Annotated in this window: 18 protein-coding genes and 1 pseudogene; 9 read left to right on the forward strand and 10 right to left on the reverse strand. The window is 67.5% G+C overall.

The window, feature by feature from the left end; genetic code table 11:
* Positions 1 to 99 precede the first annotated feature (99 nt).
* Positions 100 to 645, forward strand: a complete 546-nt coding sequence (locus ACV7NO_RS05830) for a hypothetical protein (protein WP_463405072.1) — start codon at positions 100 to 102, stop codon at positions 643 to 645.
* 171 nt (positions 646 to 816) lie between these two features.
* Here the strand turns inward: ACV7NO_RS05830 and ACV7NO_RS05835 are convergent, their stop codons facing one another.
* Together ACV7NO_RS05835 and ACV7NO_RS05840 are read right to left on the reverse strand one after the other, a co-directional pair.
* Positions 817 to 1,269 (reverse strand): MaoC family dehydratase, encoded by a 453-nt coding sequence (locus ACV7NO_RS05835; RefSeq protein WP_463405073.1) that lies wholly within the window; start codon positions 1,267 to 1,269, stop codon positions 817 to 819.
* Positions 1,270 to 1,293: 24 nt separating this feature from the next.
* Entirely contained in the window at positions 1,294 to 2,643 is a 1,350-nt protein-coding gene (locus ACV7NO_RS05840) for an alkaline phosphatase family protein (RefSeq protein WP_463405074.1), read from the reverse strand.
* Between the two features lie 249 nt (positions 2,644 to 2,892).
* On the opposite strand from ACV7NO_RS05840, the gene ACV7NO_RS05845 reads away from it, so the two are divergent.
* Positions 2,893 to 3,150, forward strand: a complete 258-nt coding sequence (locus ACV7NO_RS05845) for a hypothetical protein (protein ID WP_463405075.1) — start codon at positions 2,893 to 2,895, stop codon at positions 3,148 to 3,150.
* A 178-nt stretch (positions 3,151 to 3,328) separates the two neighbouring features.
* Here the strand turns inward: ACV7NO_RS05845 and ychF are convergent, their stop codons facing one another.
* Together ychF and ACV7NO_RS05855 are read right to left on the reverse strand one after the other, a co-directional pair.
* A complete protein-coding gene (ychF, locus tag ACV7NO_RS05850) occupies positions 3,329 to 4,429 on the reverse strand; it encodes a redox-regulated ATPase YchF (RefSeq protein WP_463405076.1) in 1,101 nt (366 codons plus the stop codon).
* A gap of 75 nt (positions 4,430 to 4,504) precedes the next feature.
* Complete coding sequence (locus tag ACV7NO_RS05855) at positions 4,505 to 5,119, reverse strand: TIGR02466 family protein (protein ID WP_463405077.1); 615 nt, start codon at positions 5,117 to 5,119, stop codon at positions 4,505 to 4,507.
* A gap of 164 nt (positions 5,120 to 5,283) precedes the next feature.
* Between ACV7NO_RS05855 and ACV7NO_RS05860 the strand changes: the two genes are divergently transcribed.
* A complete protein-coding gene (locus ACV7NO_RS05860; protein ID WP_463405078.1) occupies positions 5,284 to 5,847 on the forward strand; it encodes a hypothetical protein in 564 nt (187 codons plus the stop codon).
* A gap of 20 nt (positions 5,848 to 5,867) precedes the next feature.
* Positions 5,868 to 6,692, forward strand: coding sequence for a hypothetical protein (locus ACV7NO_RS05865; RefSeq protein WP_463405079.1), 825 nt, complete (start codon positions 5,868 to 5,870; stop codon positions 6,690 to 6,692).
* Positions 6,693 to 6,715: 23 nt separating this feature from the next.
* Here the strand turns inward: ACV7NO_RS05865 and pth are convergent, their stop codons facing one another.
* The 4 genes from pth to ACV7NO_RS05885 all read right to left on the reverse strand — a co-directional run bounded on the left by pth (position 6,716) and on the right by ACV7NO_RS05885 (position 12,727).
* Positions 6,716 to 7,285 (reverse strand): aminoacyl-tRNA hydrolase, encoded by a 570-nt coding sequence (gene pth / locus ACV7NO_RS05870; protein WP_463405080.1) that lies wholly within the window; start codon positions 7,283 to 7,285, stop codon positions 6,716 to 6,718.
* A gap of 207 nt (positions 7,286 to 7,492) precedes the next feature.
* Positions 7,493 to 8,185 (reverse strand): 50S ribosomal protein L25/general stress protein Ctc, encoded by a 693-nt coding sequence (locus tag ACV7NO_RS05875; RefSeq protein ID WP_463405081.1) that lies wholly within the window; start codon positions 8,183 to 8,185, stop codon positions 7,493 to 7,495.
* 126 nt (positions 8,186 to 8,311) lie between these two features.
* Entirely contained in the window at positions 8,312 to 10,666 is a 2,355-nt protein-coding gene (locus tag ACV7NO_RS05880; protein ID WP_463405082.1) for a putative bifunctional diguanylate cyclase/phosphodiesterase, read from the reverse strand.
* A 279-nt stretch (positions 10,667 to 10,945) separates the two neighbouring features.
* A complete protein-coding gene (locus ACV7NO_RS05885; protein ID WP_463405083.1) occupies positions 10,946 to 12,727 on the reverse strand; it encodes a fatty acyl-AMP ligase in 1,782 nt (593 codons plus the stop codon).
* A gap of 110 nt (positions 12,728 to 12,837) precedes the next feature.
* Here ACV7NO_RS05885 and ACV7NO_RS05890 point away from each other — a divergent pair, with 110 nt between their 5' ends.
* The 5 genes and pseudogenes from ACV7NO_RS05890 to ACV7NO_RS05910 form a co-directional block, all read left to right on the forward strand.
* Positions 12,838 to 13,380, forward strand: coding sequence for a RecX family transcriptional regulator (locus tag ACV7NO_RS05890; RefSeq protein WP_463405084.1), 543 nt, complete (start codon positions 12,838 to 12,840; stop codon positions 13,378 to 13,380).
* A gap of 57 nt (positions 13,381 to 13,437) precedes the next feature.
* On the forward strand, positions 13,438 to 14,076 hold the full coding sequence (locus ACV7NO_RS05895) for a cold-shock protein (protein WP_463405085.1): 639 nt from the start codon (positions 13,438 to 13,440) through the stop codon (positions 14,074 to 14,076).
* The gene (locus tag ACV7NO_RS05900; RefSeq protein WP_463405086.1) at positions 14,073 to 14,531 is read left to right on the forward strand and encodes a DUF192 domain-containing protein; all 459 of its coding nucleotides are present in this window, start codon (positions 14,073 to 14,075) and stop codon (positions 14,529 to 14,531) included. Before ACV7NO_RS05895 ends, ACV7NO_RS05900 begins: the two co-directional genes overlap by 4 nt.
* A gap of 177 nt (positions 14,532 to 14,708) precedes the next feature.
* Entirely contained in the window at positions 14,709 to 15,101 is a 393-nt protein-coding gene (locus ACV7NO_RS05905) for an NADH:ubiquinone oxidoreductase subunit NDUFA12 (protein ID WP_463405087.1), read from the forward strand.
* A gap of 233 nt (positions 15,102 to 15,334) precedes the next feature.
* Positions 15,335 to 15,568 (forward strand): annotated as a pseudogene (locus ACV7NO_RS05910) (DUF2155 domain-containing protein); the annotation flags it as partial.
* Between the two features lie 35 nt (positions 15,569 to 15,603).
* On the opposite strand, the gene aat reads toward ACV7NO_RS05910, so the two are convergent.
* Both aat and ACV7NO_RS05920 read right to left on the reverse strand, forming a co-directional pair.
* A complete protein-coding gene (gene aat / locus ACV7NO_RS05915; protein WP_463405088.1) occupies positions 15,604 to 16,341 on the reverse strand; it encodes a leucyl/phenylalanyl-tRNA--protein transferase in 738 nt (245 codons plus the stop codon).
* 69 nt (positions 16,342 to 16,410) lie between these two features.
* Positions 16,411 to 16,797: a hypothetical protein gene (locus ACV7NO_RS05920; RefSeq protein WP_463405089.1), complete on the reverse strand. Its 387-nt coding sequence runs from the start codon at positions 16,795 to 16,797 to the stop codon at positions 16,411 to 16,413.
* Positions 16,798 to 17,076: the final 279 nt, after the last annotated feature.

A 17,076-nucleotide genomic window follows, 5' to 3' on the forward strand; every position in this document is an offset into this window, starting at 1 on the left:
GACGTCGTTCCGGCGGGGTAATGGAACCGCGACGGACTGCCCTCGTTTTCCGTTAACCGGTGGCGCGTATCGGCCACCCCCTTGTGCGGGAGAACGGACATGATCCTCAAGCGACTGGCCCTTGTGGGGCTTACCCTCGGTATCGGGCTCGGCGTGACGGCGTGTACTGACGGCTATGGCTATAGCGGCGTCGGGGTGGGCTACGGCGTCGCGGGATATGGCGATCCCTATGGCTATGGCGGCGGGTATGGTGACCCGTACGGCTATGGCGGCGTGTCGTCCTATTACGGATGGAACGACGGGTTCTATTATCCGGGCACGGGGGTGTACGTGTACGATCAGTCGCGCCGGCCCTATCGCTGGAACGGCAACCAGCAGCGCTATTGGGAAGGTCGCCGTGGCGGCTGGAACGGCGGCCGGGCGGAGATCCGCGACAACTGGCAGGACTTCCGCCGCGACCGGCGTGGCGACGAGCGCGGTTATGTGCGCGAGCGCCGCGACGACCGACGTGATTTCCGGCAGGGCCAGATCGATCGCGGACAGTATCGCGACCGGCGTGTCGACGCGAATCGCGAGTATCGGCGCGAGTACCGGCAGGATCGTGGAGCGCTGCGACGGGAGAACCGGCGCGACCGGCGAAACTGAGCGCGGGCGTGACAAGGGGCGGTGGCCCGCTCCTTGATGCCGGTGGGTTCACATGGTGGTCGAGGTCCCGTCATCGACCCTCGTACGCGTGATGCCGATGTCGTGTTCGCGGCGCGGTGCACCCCGGACCAAGTCCGGGGTGACGGTGGTCGCCCGGCGACCGCGCACCGCCTACGCGGCCTCCGGTCGCGTGCCGATCATGCCGTTCGAGACAAAGGTCATCACTGCCTCGTCGTTCTGGTTGAAGACCGTCATCCGGCTCTTGAACAGGCCGATCTCCGGGCGCGATTTCATCACGCGCTTCTCGAGAATTTCGGTTTCGCAGCGGAGCGTGTCGCCCGGATAGACGGGCTTCAACCATTTGAGCTCGTCGATCCCCGGCGATCCGAGCCCCGCCTGATCCTGTTTCGCCAGATTGGCGACGACCATCGACATCGTCATCGCACAGGTATGCCAGCCGCTGGCCGAGAGACGCCCGAAGTGCGTGGCAGCGGCAGCCTCGTCCGAGAGGTGGAAGGGCTGCGGATCGAACTTGCGCGCGAAGTCGATCACTTCGTCGCGGGTGACGGCGTAGGCGCCGAAAGCGGCCTTCGTGCCGACGGTGATGTCCTCGTAAAATTGCATCGTGCCTCTCCTCTTTCCGGAAGACTAGCGCGTTCGCCGACGCAGGACAGTGTGGAACGGCACGTCGTTGCCATCGAGCGTCGCGTCGGCGGGCAGCGCGAGCAGGTCGCGGATCAGGGGGGCGACGTCGACATTGTCGAAGGTGGCGAGCGTTCGACCGGCGACGAAGGCGGGGCCGCTGGCGATGAACAGCGCGCGCATGTCGGCGGCATCGTTGTCGTAGCCGTGATTGCCGCCGGTGAAAGGCTTGTCGGGTTTCGTCTTCACGATGAGCCAGCCGTCGTCGGCGAGGCACAGCCAGGGAGGCACGCGATCGTTGCGACCATAATGGAAGCGGGCGGGGATCTGCGCCTTGGGCCAGCAGCGCATATGCGCGCGCGGCGTCGCGAGCGCGGCAGCGACCGCCGCTTCGCGGCCGGGGGCGGGGACGAGCGAGGCGTAGGGGCCGCTCTCGACGATGCGCGCGTCGGCAGGGGGCAGGATCGTGTCGAGCGCGATCGTGCGGTCGCTCGAGGTCGCGGACATGCCGTGATCCGCGACGATGACGAGGTTCGCGCGCTGGCCGAGTGTCGCGAGCCCCGTGACGAGGCGCGCGATCGTCGCGTCGATCTCGGCGACCGCCTTCGTCGTGCGCGCATCATAGGGGCCATAATCGTGGCCGGCGCTGTCGACGCTGTCGAAATAGAGCGTGACGAAGCGCGGGCGGGCCGCGGCGGGGCGACGGAGCCAGTCGATCACCGAATCGACGCGTTGATTGCCGTCGATCGCCTGGTTGAACTGTTGCCAGTCGTCGGGTCGGACGCCGCCGTCGACGTCGCCATGCCCGCCGGTGCGCTTCGTGCCGCCCCAGTCGACGTTCGCGCCGGGCCAGAACATCGTCGCTGTGCGGATGCCCGCCTTCTCCGCGGTGACCCAGATCGGCTCGGCGCTGTTCCACCAGAAGGGATCGTCGGTGGCCATCGTGAAGGTTTCGCCCGGGCGGCGCGCGTCCTCCATCGTGTTGGCGACGATGCCGTTGCGATCGGGGCGGAGGCCAGTGACGATCGCCCAGTGGTTGGGAAAGGTCTTCGAAGGGAAGGACGGGCGCATCGCGGCGGTCACGCCGTCGCGCGCGAGACGGGAGAGGGTGGGAGTGACGCCGCGGGCGAGATAATCGGGGCGGAAGCCGTCGATCGAGATGAGGATGGTGACGGGGGCGTCGGTCGCCGGGGTCGCGGCGCCAGGCGTAGCGGCGGTGGCGTAGGGCGTGGGCAGCGGCGGGGCGAGCGTGGCGGCGGGGGCGGCCTGCGTCGCGGGGGACAGCGCGGGCGGGGTGTAGGGAAAGGCGCAGGCGGCCAGCGCGAGCGCGGGCAGGAGGGATGCAAAGGGCTTCATGGTCGCCTCGTCGGGGTTCGTACGCGCATTCGGGACGGTGCCGGGAACACCGGGTCACCCGGATCTTCCGGGAGGTCGCGGCATGGTGAGTCCGTCCGGCTCAATCTTGCGGCACGGTGGATGCCGGAACAAGTCCGGCATGACGGATGTGGGCGAATCGTCGGACCGAACTCTATGTTGACCCGATTCGCGACGTGCTGGGCGGGGCGCGACGATGGAACGGGCGGCGGTGTCGCGGTTTGAGGACGGATGATACGCCTAGCCCCCGTCGCGCTCATCCTGTCGCTTGCCGCCTGTTCGGGTGGGGAGGAGGCGGGGAACAACGCCGCCGCGCCCGCACCGGTGCCGTCGCCGACCGCGCCGCCCCCGAAGACGCCGCGGCTGGAGGTGCCGGTCGCGGAAGGGAACAGCGCATCGTGGATCGGGCCGCGGGAGGCCGCGACGCCCGCGCCGGTGGCGCCTTACGGGAATGTGCTGGAGGGGAGTGTGGTGGAGGATCGGCAGTAGCGGGCGGCAGGTCGACTTTGCGACGTCCGGACGTCTTTTGATCCAACCGTCACCCCGGACGTGATCCGGGGGCCCGCTTGGTTCCGATGCCGTCTTCAAAAGAAGAAGCGGGACCCCGGATCAAGTCCGGGGTGACGGGGCTCAGTGCGAACGGGAAGGGATTCCAGGCCGGATCGCGTCACACGTTGAAGCGGAAGAGCATCACGTCGCCGTCGTGGACGAGATACTCCTTGCCCTCCTGACGCAGCTTGCCCGCGTCGCGCGCGCCGCTTTCGCCGCCGAGCGCGACATAGTCGGCGAAGGCGATCGTCTCTGCACGGATGAAGCCGCGTTCGAAATCGGAATGGATCGCGCCCGCGGCCTGCGGGGCCTTGGCGCCGACCTCGACCGTCCAAGCGCGCGCCTCCTTGGGGCCGACGGTGAAGAAGGTGAGGAGATGGAGCAGCTTGTAGCCCGCGGTGATGACACGCGCGAGGCCGGTTTCCTCGAGCCCCAGCTCGGACAGGAATTCGCCGCGATCCCCGGCGGGCATCGTCGCGATTTCCGCCTCGATCGCGGCGGAGACGACGACGGCCTCGGCCCCTTCCGCCTTCGCCTTTTCGAAGACGCGCGCGGAATGCGCGTTGCCGTTCGCGGCATCGCCCTCGTCGACGTTGCAGACGTAGAGGACGGGCTTGGCGGTGATGAGCTGCGCCTGGGCGAAGACGCGGGCTTCCTCGTCGTCCTTGGGCACGGTCAGGCGGGCAGGCTTGCCCTCGCGGAGCAGTTCCAGCGCCTGGCCGAGGACGGCGGCGCCGATCTTCGCCTCCTTGTCGCCCTGCGTGCCCTTCTTGACGAGGTTGGGGACACGCTTTTCCAGGCTTTCGAGATCGCTGAGCATCAGCTCGGTCTCGACCGTCTCTGCGTCCGCGATCGGATCGACCTTGCCCTCGACGTGCGTGACGTCGCCGTCCTCGAAGCAGCGCAGGACATGGACGATCGCGTCGACCTCACGGATGTTGCCGAGGAACTGGTTGCCCAAACCCTCGCCCTTCGACGCACCGCGGACGAGCCCGGCGATGTCGACGAAGCCGAGCTGCGTCTCGATGATCTTGGCGGAGCCCGCGATCTTCGCCAGCGCGTCGAGCCGCGGATCGGGCACCGCGACGTTGCCGACATTGGGCTCGATCGTGCAGAACGGATAGTTCGCCGCCTGCGCCGCCGCCGTTTCCGTGAGCGCGTTGAAGAGGGTGGACTTGCCGACGTTCGGCAGCCCGACGATACCGCAGCGGAAACCCATGTCGTGCCTTCGTGTATTGGGGAAGCGCGCGCCATAGGGCGTTGCGCGCGCGAACGCCAGCTTACCGCCGCGCGTTCACCAGCGGTAGTTGAAGCTGATGCTGATCCGGTCGGTCTTCGCGCCGTTCGGAACGACTTCGTGGCGGAGCCAGCTTTCCCACAACAGCAGCGTGCCGGGTTCCGGCGCGACGGTGACGAAGGTGCGGCGGTCGTCGGGGGCGTCGTCGTGGCGGGGCGGGGCGGCCATCATCATCGCGAGGCGCGGATCCTCGAGCTTGAGCGCCCCCGCGCCGGGCGGGACCGCGACATAGAGTGTGCCCGAGACGACGCTGTGCGGATGGATGTGCGCGCTGTGGTGGCCGCCGGGCTTGAGGAGGTTCACCCACAGGCTGTCGAGCTTGAGCCTGCGCCCTGCCAGATCGAACGCGCAGGCTTCCGCGAACCGGGCGACGTGCTTGTCGAGGATGCGCTTCAGGTCCCCGAAGGCGGGATCGCGGACGGGCAGGTCGTCGAGCGAGGCGTAGGAGGTGTAGCCGCGATAGCCCTTCGCCTTCGACCAGCGGCGGCCCGCGACGTCATCCTCCGCGAGCGCGCGGACCGAGTCCTCGAGCTCCTCGACCAGCGCGGGGGCGTCGAGCTCGGCGCGGTAGAGCAGGGTGGCGAAGAGCGGGCGGATGTCGGGGGTGGCCATGCCCCGCTGGGTAGGGGCGGTGGTTCCGGTTGCCAAGCCTCGTCCGGTCGCTGCGCCACAACGCTTTGTCGCAATGTGGCGAGATCGTGGTGAGAGTCGGGCAGTGTCATAAGGTCTTCGTATCGAACGGGTATTCGTCGGGGGCGACGAACGGGGGGACGGCGATGCGGGGATCGATCGGACGGGAATTGGCGACGGCGGCGGTGCTCTGGTCGTGCGGGGCTTCTACGGTGGTGGGGGCGCAGACGGTCCCGGCGCGCGCGCGGCTGACGCCCGGGACGGTGTCGCCGGTGCTGGGATCGAAGCTGCCGGGCGATTTCCGGCTGCGCGTGCTGACGACGCCCGCGGCCACACCCGACGCGCTCGACGGGCGCGTGCAGCGCGGGTTCGGCGGGTCGATGGTCGATTATTATCCGTTCGGCGCGGAGGGCTTCCACGTCTCCGCCGGCGGGCGGCTCGCGCCCCGGGCCGCGCCGCGCAAGGATGAGACCGCGCGGCTGCTCTATGCGCCGCGGCAGGCGGGCGTACGCATCAGCCGACGGATGACGCCCGCGATGACGATGGGCTATTCGCGCGTCGTCGAACCCGGTGTGACGCTGGGGCTGGAGGGCGGGATGATGGTCGGCCCGACCGATCCCAGCCTGTCGCAGCGGGTGAACGTGCCGCACATGCCGAGGCAGAACGGCGCGAACCAGATCGTCCGGATGGCGTTCGGGTACAGGTTTTAGATAAAGATACAGCCAGAGAGTTGGCAGATATCCAGCTCATTGATTACAATAATGATGATGAGGATCGTGATCTGGAAAGTCCGATAAAATACCTTAGAAATTTTTTAAATCGTTCAAAAAGGTTAGAAAATTCTAGCGATATCGAGGTGAAAAAGGCGCTATTTGCTGGATATATAGCAACCTATAATAGCCTTGATTCATTGTGCTGGGCAATACCAACGAGAGTATATGCAGGAAGTTTTGTTGTTGTAGCATTAATTGCCAATTGGCAACCGCTGGGGAGAATAGATTACCTTATAGGTATCGGCGCGGTCGCGATATTGGGCATAGTTAACTTGACCAGCGCCTCGTCACTGTCTCGGATTTGGCTGGATCATTCGAGGATGGGATTTTGGCTAGCCAAAATAGAAAGGGACCTAGAAAGCGAAGGAATATACAAAAAAAATAGCGGATATTTTTCCGAACGACATTGTGAAAAACTAGATAATTTCGAAGAGTGGAAAAATAAAAATTATCATAAAAGTGGAATAAAAAATCTTCCGCATCATTTCTTTAATTCTTGGAAAAATTCCAACAACAAGAGATTTTTCCCCGATCTAGGTGCAAGGCAGACAAATATAATTTTAATGAGAGTCACTGGCGTATCATTTTTGATATCGTCATCTATTATGGCGTTATTCTTCCTATCAATGGATTTTCCGCTTAAAAGTAAGGTATTAGATCAGGAAAAAATTCGATCGCGTGATCGCTTGATGAAGTCAAAAAAGTCGGCTGGACGTAATCAATCGGGTGAGCCGATTCATGAAGAATTTAGGTTGCCCCCAGCACATGATAAAACGGTATGAGGTGAAATGTAGATGTGCAGATCTCACCCACTGATGCGCACCGCGACGTCGTTCATGAAGTGCACGTCGTCGCCCGCGGCGAGCCAGGCGGCTTCCGCGGCGAGCGCGCCGAGCAGGTCGCTGAGCGGGTCGATCTCCGCCTTGGCGTAGTTGCCGAGCACATGGCCGGTGACGCGATCCTTGTGGCCGGGATGGCCGATGCCGAGGCGGACGCGACGGAACTCCGGCCCCAGATGCTGGTCGATCGAGCGCAGGCCGTTGTGGCCGGCGAGCCCGCCACCGGTGCGAACCTTGACCTTCATCGGGGCGAGATCGAGCTCGTCATGGAAGACGGTGAGCGCGTCGACGCCCAGCTTGTAGAAGCGCAGCGCCTCCGCGACGCTGCGGCCGCTGTCGTTCATGAAGGTGGCGGGCTTGAGGAGCAGGATCTTCTCGCTGCCGAGGCGGCCTTCCTGCGTCCAGCCCTGGAATTGCTTCTTCACGGGCGCGAAATCATGGACCGCGGCGATCGCATCGACCACCATGAACCCGACATTGTGGCGGTGCATCGCATATTGCGCGCCCGGATTGCCGAGGCCGGCCCAGATCTGCATTCGCTTTCACTCCTTAGGACGGCGCCCGGACAATCGCGGGCGACGTCCGGTATGCAACCTTGTGCTCCCGCGAAGGCGGGAGCCCAGACTGGACCCCGCCTTCGCGGGGGTACACCGTAGCGGAGTCGCTGAACCGCCTTGGACATGAAAAGGGGCGGGGCGACCATCGCCGCCCCGCCCCCCGTGTCTCGCGACGAAGGAAAGGGCTCAGCCCTCCGCCTTGTCCTCGCCTTCGGCTGCGTCGTCGGCAGCTTCGGCTTCCGCCTCGGCGACGGCTTCCTCATGCTCGGCGGCCTGCGTCTCGGCGACTTCGGCCTCGAGCGCCTCGTCCTCGGCGGTCGGGACGGTCGGCGGCACGATCGTGGCGATCGTGAAGTCGCGGTCGTCGACCGAGGGCTCGACACCCTTCGGCAGCGCGACGTCGCTGATGTGGATCGAGTCGCCGATCTCGCGGCCGGCCAGCGAGATGCTGATCTCGGTCGGGATCTCGGACGCGTCGCAGACCAGCTCGATCTCGTGACGCACGACGTTGAGCACGCCGTTGCCCTTCTTGATGCCGGGGGCATCGTCCTCGTCGGTGAACACGACGGGCACCTGGACCGTCACGGTCGAGTGCGCCGAGATGCGCAGGAAGTCGACATGGACCGGCCGGTCGGTGACCGGATGGAACGCGACGTCCTTGGGCAGCGTGCGCTGGCCGGCGACGGTGACGACGGTCGTCATGAAGTGGCCGGTGTTCAGCGCCTTCATCAGCGCCTTTTCCTCGAGATGAATCGAGACCGGCTCCTGATTCTGGCCGTAGATCACGGCGGGGACGCGGCCGTCACGACGCAGCGCCCGGGAGGCTCCCTTGCCAACCCGGTCACGCGTCTCGGCTGCGAGCGTCAGCGTATCGCTCATTGCATGTACCTTTATCGAAACGAATGTGTGTTCTTCCCGCGCCACGCCTCCAGGGATGACCATGGCCACGGAAGTGCGCGCGCATAGGGGAAAACCCTCCCCTGCGCAACCTCACGCCGCGCAACCTTACGCCGCAGCGGAGTCGTCCCAGCGGCGGCTGGCGAGCTGGCGGGCTTCGGCGACGGGGAGCGGGCGACCGTAATAATAGCCCTGGATCTTGGTGCAGCCAAGATCCTGAACCATGGCCAGCTCGGTCTCGGTCTCCACGCCTTCCGCGGTGGTGGCCATGCCCAGGCTGTCGGCAAGCGCCACGACCGCGCGGCAGATCGCGATCGCCTCGCGTTCGCCCTTGGCGGCATCGCGCACGAAGCTGCGATCGATCTTGATCGTCGAGAACCGGGTGCGGCTGAGATAGCCCAGCGAGGAATAGCCGGTGCCGAAATCGTCGAGGCTGAGGCGGATGCCGAGATCGAGCAGCCGTTCCAGCGTCTTTACCGCGCTGGTGCCCTCCTTCATGAACACGCTTTCCGTCACTTCGAGCTCCAGCCGGCTGGTGTCTAGCCCGGAATTGGCGAGCGCGGAGGCGACGACGGTGACGAAGCCGGGGTTGAGCAGCTGTTCGGGCGAGACGTTGACCGCGACGCGGACCCCCTCGGGCCAGCGCGCGGCCTCCTCGCAGGCGGTGCGGACGACCCAGGCGCCGATCGGCTCGATCAGGCGCGCATCCTCGGCAAGGCTGATGAACTTGAATGGCGAGATCTGGCCGAGCTCGGGATGCTTCCAGCGGATCAGCGCCTCGAACCCGACGAGCTGGCTGGTGAGGGTGTCGACGACGGGCTGATAGTCGAGATAGAGCTCGCCATTATCGAGCGCGCCGCGCAGCGCCATTTCTAGGACGCGACGTTCCTCGGCGCGGGTGTGGAGCTGGGGCTCATAGGCGTGGAAGACGCCGCCGCCGGCGTCTTTCGAGCGATAGAGCGCGAGATCGGCGGAGCGGATCAGCATCTCCGCGGTGCGGCCGTCGCGCGGCGAGGTGGCGACGCCGACCGAGGCACCGATGTAGAGCGTGTGCTGGTCGACCTCATAGGGCTTCGAGAGCGTCTCGATGATCGTTCGCGCGAGCTTTTCGACGCGCGTCGAATCGGTGGCGTCGCGCACCACGACCGCGAACTCGTCGCCGCCCAGCCGGCCGATGATCTCGGTATCGGTCACCAGCCGCGCCAGCCGTTCGGACACGCGACCGAGCAGGCGATCGCCGATCGGGTGGCCGAGCGTGTCGTTGACCGCCTTGAACCGATCGAGATCGATCATCATGAACGCGCAGCGCGAACCCCATTTGTCCGCCTCCGCCATCGCACGCGCGAGCGTCTCGTTGATGAGCAGGCGGTTGGGCAGGCCGGTGAGCGTGTCGAACCGCGCCATCCGGTTGATCTTGTCCGCCGAGGCACGCTGTTCGGTGACGTCGGAGCCGACGCCGCGAAAGCCGACGAAAGCGCCCTTTTCGTCGATGCGCGGGCTGGCGGAGATTTCCCACCACCGCTCCTCGCCGGCGACGCTGACGGGGAGCGCGATGTCGCGGAAGCTCTCGCGCGTCTTGAGCTTGTCGGCGAGCAGGCGAAGGCCGGCGGAGAAATTGCCGGCCTCCCAGGTGGGGCCGGCGAGCACCTGGAGGAACGGCATGCCGTCGATCCTCACCGGATCGAGCCCGAGCGCATAGGCGAAGCGCGGCGAGGCGCGGACGACCCGGCGGGCGGCATCGGTTTCCCACAACCAGTCCGCGCTGGTATCCTCGAATTCACGGAGCAGCAGGCTGACCGTCTCGTCGCGTTCCGCGAGCGCGAGTTCGTTGGCGCGAAGCTGGACCTTTGCCGCGCCCCGCGACAGTGCGCCGATCATGAGCGCCGCGGTGAGCATCGCCATCGCCAGGGCGGGAATCCAGCCGCCGGCCATCAGCAGCGTCGCGATCGCAGCGAGGCCGACCGCGGCGAGGCAGACCTCCGCCGCCAGCGCGAGCGCGGCGAGGCCGACAGCCACCGCCACCATCGCGAGCACGATCGCGAGCCATAGCCCGATCGTCTCCACCGGTCCGCCATGGCCGGCGAAGAGGAACGGCGCCGAGCCCCAGACCGCGGCCAGTGCCGCTCCCTCCGTGACGGTGTCGCGCAGGTCGCGCGCGGTGGCATAGCCTTCGTCGCGGTGATGGCTGACGAGCCGGCGCGCGGCGACCGCCGAGACGAGGATGGCGCCGACCGTGCCCCATCCCGCGACCGTGGCGAACGGCGCGACCGCGTGGAACAGTGCGACGACCATCGCGACGCAGGCCAGGTTCGCGACGAGCAGCCAGGGCGCCATCCGGCGTGCGGCGTGGAGCTGCGTCGCGCGGACACGACCCGCGACGGCGGCATCCGCCCCGTCGCGGAGGCCGAGGAGCTGCGCCACGGAAACGGCCGGCGCGGGGAGGTTGGGCGATACGGTGCTCACCGGGCCGGTGTAGCCGCGCGTGGTTGAGCAATCGTTTCCGATACGACCGGGGTGGCGATTTTTTTACAAGGGATTGAGGTCATCCGGCCGGAGCAGACGGATCAGGAACGCCCGCATCATTTTTCGTCACCCCGGATTGGATCCAGGCTCCCGCTTCTTGTGGCCGGACACGAGCGGGACCCCGGATCAAGTCCGGGGTGACGGGGTTGGGTGAGGTGGCCGTACCCTCGCTTCTGCCCGTCGATCCCGTCCGAGTCTGGAGCGCCCGCGGCGTCAGATTCAGGCGGCGATGTCGTAGGGCTTGATGTCGCCGCTGAGGTAGAGGTTGCGCGCCTTGGCGCGGCTGAGCTTGCCGGAGGATGTGCGCGGGAGCGTGCGCGGGGGGATCAGCTCGATCACGCAGTTCATGCCCGTCACCGAGCGGACGCGCTCGCGGATCTCGTCGCGCAGGCGAAGGCGCTCGCCCTCGTCGGAGCTGCGGCACTGGACGAGGACCGCGGGCGTCTCCTCGCCGCCGGGGGTGGTGATCGCGAAGGCGGCGATGTCGCCCGCCTTGAACCCGGGCAGCTGCTCGACCGCCCATTCGATGTCCTGCGGCCAGTGGTTCTTGCCGTTGACGATAATCATGTCCTTGGCGCGGCCGACGATGTAGATATAGCCGTCCGACATGTAGCCCATGTCGCCGGTGTCCAGCCAGACTTTCCCGGTGGAATCGGGGGCCATGCACGCCTCGGTCGCGGCCTCGTCGCGAAAATAGCCGACCATGACGGACGGGCCGGTGCACCAGACCTTGCCGATCGCGCGCTCGGGCAGCGGGGTGCCGTCTTCCTCGCGGATCTCGACCGCCATGTCGCGCACGGGCTTTCCGCAATTGACGATCGCGCGGTAGCGTTGCGGGCGATCCTGCCCGGCGGGGACGCCAGAGAGCTGAGTCTCCTCGACCAACTCGACGCGGATCCCTTCGCCCGGGGGCATGATCGAGACGGCGAGCGTCGCCTCGGCGAGGCCGTAGCTGGGGAGGAAGGCGGTCGCCTGGAACCCGGCATCGGCGAACGCGTCGACGAAGCCCTGCATCACGTCGGGCCGGATCATGTCCGCGCCGTTGCCCGCCAGCCGCCAGCGCGACAGGTCGAACCGGTCCGATGCCTTGGTCTGCGACGAGATGCGGCGCGCGCAGATGTCGTAGCCGAAGGTGGGGGAATAGCTGATCGAGGTGCCCGCGTTGCGCGAGATCATGTCGAGCCACGCGAGCGGGCGGCGCGCGAAATCCTCGGTCTTGAGATAGTCGGTCGAGACCTGGTTGGCGACGGGCGACAGGAAGCAGCCGACCAGCCCCATGTCGTGATACCAGGGCAGCCACGATACGCAGCGATCGGTGTCGATCAGTTCCATCCCGTGCGCGTGCGCGGCGAGGTTGTTGAGCAGCGCGTGGTGGGTGATCGCGACGCCGTGCGGGAAACGCGTCGAGCCGCTGGAATATTGGAGATAGGCGATGTCGTCGGTCGACGCCTGCGCCAGCGGACCCTCGACGATGGGGCGCGCAAGCAGCTCCGCCCAATCGACGCCCTGCGTGCCCGCGGCCTCGGCGGCGGCGCCCGCCATCTGCGCGAGCTCGGGAGGGTAGACGAGCATCGACGGCTCGCAGCTCGAGAGCTGGACGCGAAGCTGCTCGATATAGGAATCGCGTCCGCCGAACGAGGTGGGCAGCGGCAGCGGCACCGGCCAGGCGCCGGCATAGACGACGCCGAAGAACAGTGCGGCGAACTCCGCGCTCGTTTCGGCGACCAGCGCGATCCGGTCCTGCGGCTTCACCCCGGCGGCGACGAGACGATGCGCGGCCGCGATCGCATCGGCGCGCAGCTCGGCGAAGGGATAGGCGCGGGCGAGCGTGCCGCGCGCGTCGTGGAAGTTCAGCCCGCGCGCGCCGGTCGCGGCATAGTCGAGCGCGCCACCCAGCGTCGCGAAGTCCGACCGGCGGCGCGGCAGCGCGTCCTCTGTCGGGGTCGGCATCAGGGCCGTGTCCCCCGTCACCGTCTGGGTCGTCATCGTCTGGGTCGTCATCACTGTCCGTTCGTCCATCCGCGGTTCCCGTACCGCATCATCGGGCGTCGACGCCTATGGGAATGCGCCACGTTCAAAATCGGAGTCCAGTGTGGCACAAACATGGCGTGATGCGACATCCCTCCCATTCCCGCGCTTCTCCGCCGCCGCTGGACCCCGCCGCGCTCGACCGGCTGGCGCTGCGCTATGTCGAGCGGTTCGCGACCAGCCGGGGCAAGCTGGCCGACTATCTCACGCGAAAGATACGCGAACGCGGCTGGGAGGATGCCATGCCGCCCGATCCGCGCGCGGTGGCGGAGCGGATGGCGGGGCTGGGCTATGTCGACGACGCCGCCTTCGCAGACGCGCGCGCGCGCGCGATGGCGCGGCGCGGGCTCGGCGCGCGGCGGGTGGACCAGGCATTGAAGGCGGCCGGAATCGCGGCGGAGGACAGCGCGGACCTGGCGCCGGTGATCGCGGATCGTGCGGACGAGAGCGCGATGGCGTTCGCGCGGCGGCGGCGGATCGGCCCGTGGGCCGCGACGCCGGCCGACCCGATACTGCGTCGCAAGCAGCTGGCCGCGCTGCTGCGTGCGGGACATGACTTCGCGCTTTCGAAGCGGATCGTCGCGATGGCGCCGGGCGAAACGATCGACGATTTCTACCAAGCGTGAGCGAACATATTGTGCACTGCGCCAAGCCTGCTAGCGTCGAGGCACAGGGGCCATGTGATGCGTGACGATCCGCGACCGATGACTCAGGACCGGCAATACGACGTTTCGACTCCGGCGATGGCCGGGGGCGAGGGCGCGACCGTGGATGCCGAGAACGGCGCGGACGGATCGATCCAGGTCGCGGGTACGCTGAAATGGTTCGACGTGACGCGCGGGTTCGGGTTCCTCGTGCCCGACGACGCGGGCGTGGGCGACGTACTGATCCATTTTTCGGTGCTCCAGCCGCTGGGCCGCCGCAGCCTGCCCGAAGGCGCCGAACTGCGCGTGATCGCGGTGCGCGGGGAGCGCGGGTTCCAGGCGCGCGAGGTGCTGTCGGTCGATACCAGCAACGCTGTCGAGCCGGTGCCAGTGCGCGAGACGGGCAACCGCGTCGATCCGGTCGCCCTCGTCGACGAGGCGGGCCCGTGGGAGGCGGTGTCGGTCAAATGGTTCAACCGGCTGAAGGGCTATGGCTTTCTGGTGCGCGCGGCGGGGCTGACCGACGTGTTCGTCCATATGGAGACGCTGCGCCGGGCAGGCATCGTCGAGGTGGAGCCCGACCAGCCGCTGCGCGCGCGGATCGTCGAGGCGCGCAAGGGGCCACTGGCGGTTGCGGTGGAAGACGAATCGCCCGCTGTCGAACGCGAGGATTCGTGAGCCGCGTTTCGCTGGCGCTCGCGCTGCTGCTGGCCGGCTGCTCCGGACCGGCGAAGGTCGCGCCGGGCACGGTCGCGGTGACGATCGCCAGCGCCAACGGATCGCACCGCTTCGTCGTCGATCTGGCGGATACCGCGGCGAAGCAGGAGCGCGGGCTGATGTACCGCACGACGATTCCCGCGGACGGCGGGATGCTGTTCGCGCCCTATCCGCCGAAGGACGATGCGAACGGCACCGCACCGCGCGCGACGGCGTTCTGGATGAAGAACACGCCGCGCCCGCTCGACATCGTCTTCATCCGCGCCGACCGGACGATCGCCCGGATCGCAGAGAATACGGTGCCGTTCTCGGAAGCGCCGGTGGCGTCGGGCGAGGCGGTGGCGGCGGTGCTGGAGATCAACGGCGGCCGCGCGGCTGAACTGGGGATCGCGGAAGGGGACCGGGTCAGCTGGTAGGGGGTCTTCCGGGCGCCGCCCCGGCGAGGGCCGGGGTCTCGATGCGAGCGCGCGCTCCAGCGAAGTGAGATCCCAGCTTTCGCTGAGATGACGTGCGGAGCGGGATGCGCCGATCCGGGCCGACCCTGGACACTCGCCGGTTGATGCGCGGCGCGGGGGCGGCTAAGCGCGGTGGCGATGGGACTCAATCGCAATCCGTTCACCTGGTGGAATGGCATCACGCTCGGCACGTGGTTCGGCCTGCGCGGCAAGGTTCGCGTGGGCGAGGACACGTTGGGCAACGTCTATTTCAAGGGTGGCAAGGACACCAACGGATGGCCGCGCCGCTGGGTCGTCTATGAGGGCGCCAACGATGCCAGCCGGGTGCCGCCCGAATGGACGAGCTGGCTCGCGCACCTCGTCGACGACGTGCCCGACAAGACGATGCCGCCCGCGCGCCGGTGGGAGAAGCCTGCGGTGGCCAACATGACGGGCACCGCGCTCGCCTATCGCCCCCCCGGCGCGATGGAGAAGGGCGGCGTGCGCGCCGCCGCGACCGGCGATTACGAAGCGTGGACGCCCGAGGGGTGAAGCGCACCGCCGCGATCGCCGGCGTCGCCGCGGTCGCGCTCGCCACCGTCGTCTGGCAGGGGACGGGATGGCAGGGAGTCCGCTGGCTCGATGCCGACGCGACGCCCGCCGCGACCGTCCGCCAGCCGGTGCCCGCGAGTTCGCCGCAACCCGCCGATTCGCCCGGCGCGACCGGTGATGTCGTGACGGTCGACCAGTCGGGCGACGCTGTGATGGATGCGGGGACGACGCCGATGCGCGAGCGCGTCGCGGTGATCGGGCTGCTCAACAAGCGCAACGGCGTCAGCCGCGACCTGACGCTCAAGCCAGGGCAGGCGGTGCGCGTGGGCGACACCGTCGTGCGGCTGCGCGCATGCGAACAGACCGCGCCGTGGGAACAGGACGCGCTGACCGGCGCGTTCGTCCAGCTTGATGTCCAGCAGGTCGACAAGTCTTGGAAGCGCGCGTTTTCGGGGTGGCTGTTCAAGGAGCGCCCGGCGCTGAACGTCGTGTTGCACCCCGTCTACGACGTCTGGGCCAAGAGCTGCGCGATGACGTTCCCCGACAGGGGCGCGGATACGGTGTCGATCGCGGCGCCGGCCGCGCGATCGACCGCCGCGAAGTCGGCGGAGGGCAGCGCCGAGGTCGAGGCGCCGACCACGCCCGACAGCGCGGTAGACAACAGCGCCAGATAGGCGCTGCGCGCAATCTCCACTGCGCCGAGCGAGGCGAGGTGACTGGTCATGAACTGGCAGTCGAGCAACGTGTAGCCGCCGGCGCGCAAGCGCGCGACGAGCGCGGCGAGCGCCACCTTGGAGGCGTCGCGCTCGCGGCTGACCATGCTCTCGCCGAAAAAGGCGCGGCCCAGCGCGAGCCCGTAGAGCCCACCGACGAGCCGATCGCCGTCCCAGCATTCGATCGAGTGTGCGAATCCCATCGCGTGGAGGCGGTTGAACACCTGTTCGATCGCGGGGTTGATCCACGTCTCCGGCCGGCCCTCGACGCTTTCGGCGCACAGCCGCACCATCCGCGCGAAGGCGGTGTCGGCGGTCACGCGGAAGCGATCCGCGAGGATCGTCTTGCGCAGCGAGTGCGACAGACGGAAGCCATCGAGCGGCAGGATCGCGCGGCGCTTCGGCTCGACCCAGTGGACCGAGACGGAGTCGCGCTGCTCCGCCATCGGAAAGACCCCGACCGCATAGGCGCCGAGCACCATGTGCGGATCGAGCACCTGCATCGGACTGGGCATCGGATCAGGCATCGGGTCAGGCGGGGCGCGCGCCGGACCGCCCCGCACGCGCGCGGCGTGCGGGAACGGCCGGGCAGGCGATTACGACTTGCAGGTGAGCGAACCCTTGCCCGGCTGGGTCAGGGTGATGTTGGCGGGCGTGCCGGTCAGCTTCCAGCCGCCATCGGCGACATAGGGATCGCCCGCCTTCTCGGCCTTGAGCGTCGTGGGCGTACCGGCCTTGTCGGTGCGGACGAACGCCTGCTTGTCGCCGTGGAAGAAGGTGACGTAGACGAGGCTGTTGTCCTTGCAGCGGAACGTCTTGTCCGCGCTGATCGACGGCGGCAGCTCCACCGGCGCGCGATTGGCGAGTGTGCTCGCCATCGGATCGGGATTGGTGTCGATCACTTCGGGCGCGGCCGGCTTGCTGTCGCAGGCGGCGAGCGCGAGGAAGGGAAGGGCGGCGGCGAGGAGGAGGGGGGTTCTCATAGCGCTCCTGCGCTTCGCGCATGCAGCATGCGACGTCAAGGCGGTGCGACAACGGTGTCGGGGTTTTCGCGGCAGGATGCGACCAGCCGGTGGTGGCGCCGCAGCGGCCCCTGGCGATCTGGCCGTCCAATCGTCGCCGGAATGTCGGTCCGTAAAGAACCGCAGCCATTGAAAAGTAGCGGTTCGCGCCGCGCGTAGGCGAAGCAGTCGCCGAAATTCAGGCGGGCGGGATACCGTCCCTCTCCGAAATCGCCAAATGCCTGGCGCATGCGCGGGCAT

It is taken from the genome of Sphingomonas sp. Ell38C01, assembly GCF_055231975.1.

What these genes read in the sequence shown, in the direction of transcription:
- ACV7NO_RS05830 (WP_463405072.1), top strand. Translation starts at nt 100, where the DNA reads ATGATCCTCAAGCGACTGGCCCTTGTGGGGCTTACCCTCGGTATCGGG.
- ACV7NO_RS05835 (WP_463405073.1), bottom strand. Translation starts at nt 1,269, where the DNA reads ATGCAATTTTACGAGGACATCACCGTCGGCACGAAGGCCGCTTTCGGC.
- ACV7NO_RS05840 (WP_463405074.1), bottom strand. Translation starts at nt 2,643, where the DNA reads ATGAAGCCCTTTGCATCCCTCCTGCCCGCGCTCGCGCTGGCCGCCTGC.
- ACV7NO_RS05845 (WP_463405075.1), top strand. Translation starts at nt 2,893, where the DNA reads ATGATACGCCTAGCCCCCGTCGCGCTCATCCTGTCGCTTGCCGCCTGT.
- ychF (WP_463405076.1), bottom strand. Translation starts at nt 4,429, where the DNA reads ATGGGTTTCCGCTGCGGTATCGTCGGGCTGCCGAACGTCGGCAAGTCC.
- ACV7NO_RS05855 (WP_463405077.1), bottom strand. Translation starts at nt 5,119, where the DNA reads ATGGCCACCCCCGACATCCGCCCGCTCTTCGCCACCCTGCTCTACCGC.
- ACV7NO_RS05860 (WP_463405078.1), top strand. Translation starts at nt 5,284, where the DNA reads ATGCGGGGATCGATCGGACGGGAATTGGCGACGGCGGCGGTGCTCTGG.
- pth (WP_463405080.1), bottom strand. Translation starts at nt 7,285, where the DNA reads ATGCAGATCTGGGCCGGCCTCGGCAATCCGGGCGCGCAATATGCGATG.
- ACV7NO_RS05875 (WP_463405081.1), bottom strand. Translation starts at nt 8,185, where the DNA reads ATGAGCGATACGCTGACGCTCGCAGCCGAGACGCGTGACCGGGTTGGC.
- ACV7NO_RS05885 (WP_463405083.1), bottom strand. Translation starts at nt 12,727, where the DNA reads ATGACGACCCAGACGATGACGACCCAGACGGTGACGGGGGACACGGCC.
- ACV7NO_RS05890 (WP_463405084.1), top strand. Translation starts at nt 12,838, where the DNA reads ATGCGACATCCCTCCCATTCCCGCGCTTCTCCGCCGCCGCTGGACCCC.
- ACV7NO_RS05895 (WP_463405085.1), top strand. Translation starts at nt 13,438, where the DNA reads ATGCGTGACGATCCGCGACCGATGACTCAGGACCGGCAATACGACGTT.
- ACV7NO_RS05905 (WP_463405087.1), top strand. Translation starts at nt 14,709, where the DNA reads ATGGGACTCAATCGCAATCCGTTCACCTGGTGGAATGGCATCACGCTC.
- aat (WP_463405088.1), bottom strand. Translation starts at nt 16,341, where the DNA reads ATGCCTGATCCGATGCCCAGTCCGATGCAGGTGCTCGATCCGCACATG.
- ACV7NO_RS05920 (WP_463405089.1), bottom strand. Translation starts at nt 16,797, where the DNA reads ATGAGAACCCCCCTCCTCCTCGCCGCCGCCCTTCCCTTCCTCGCGCTC.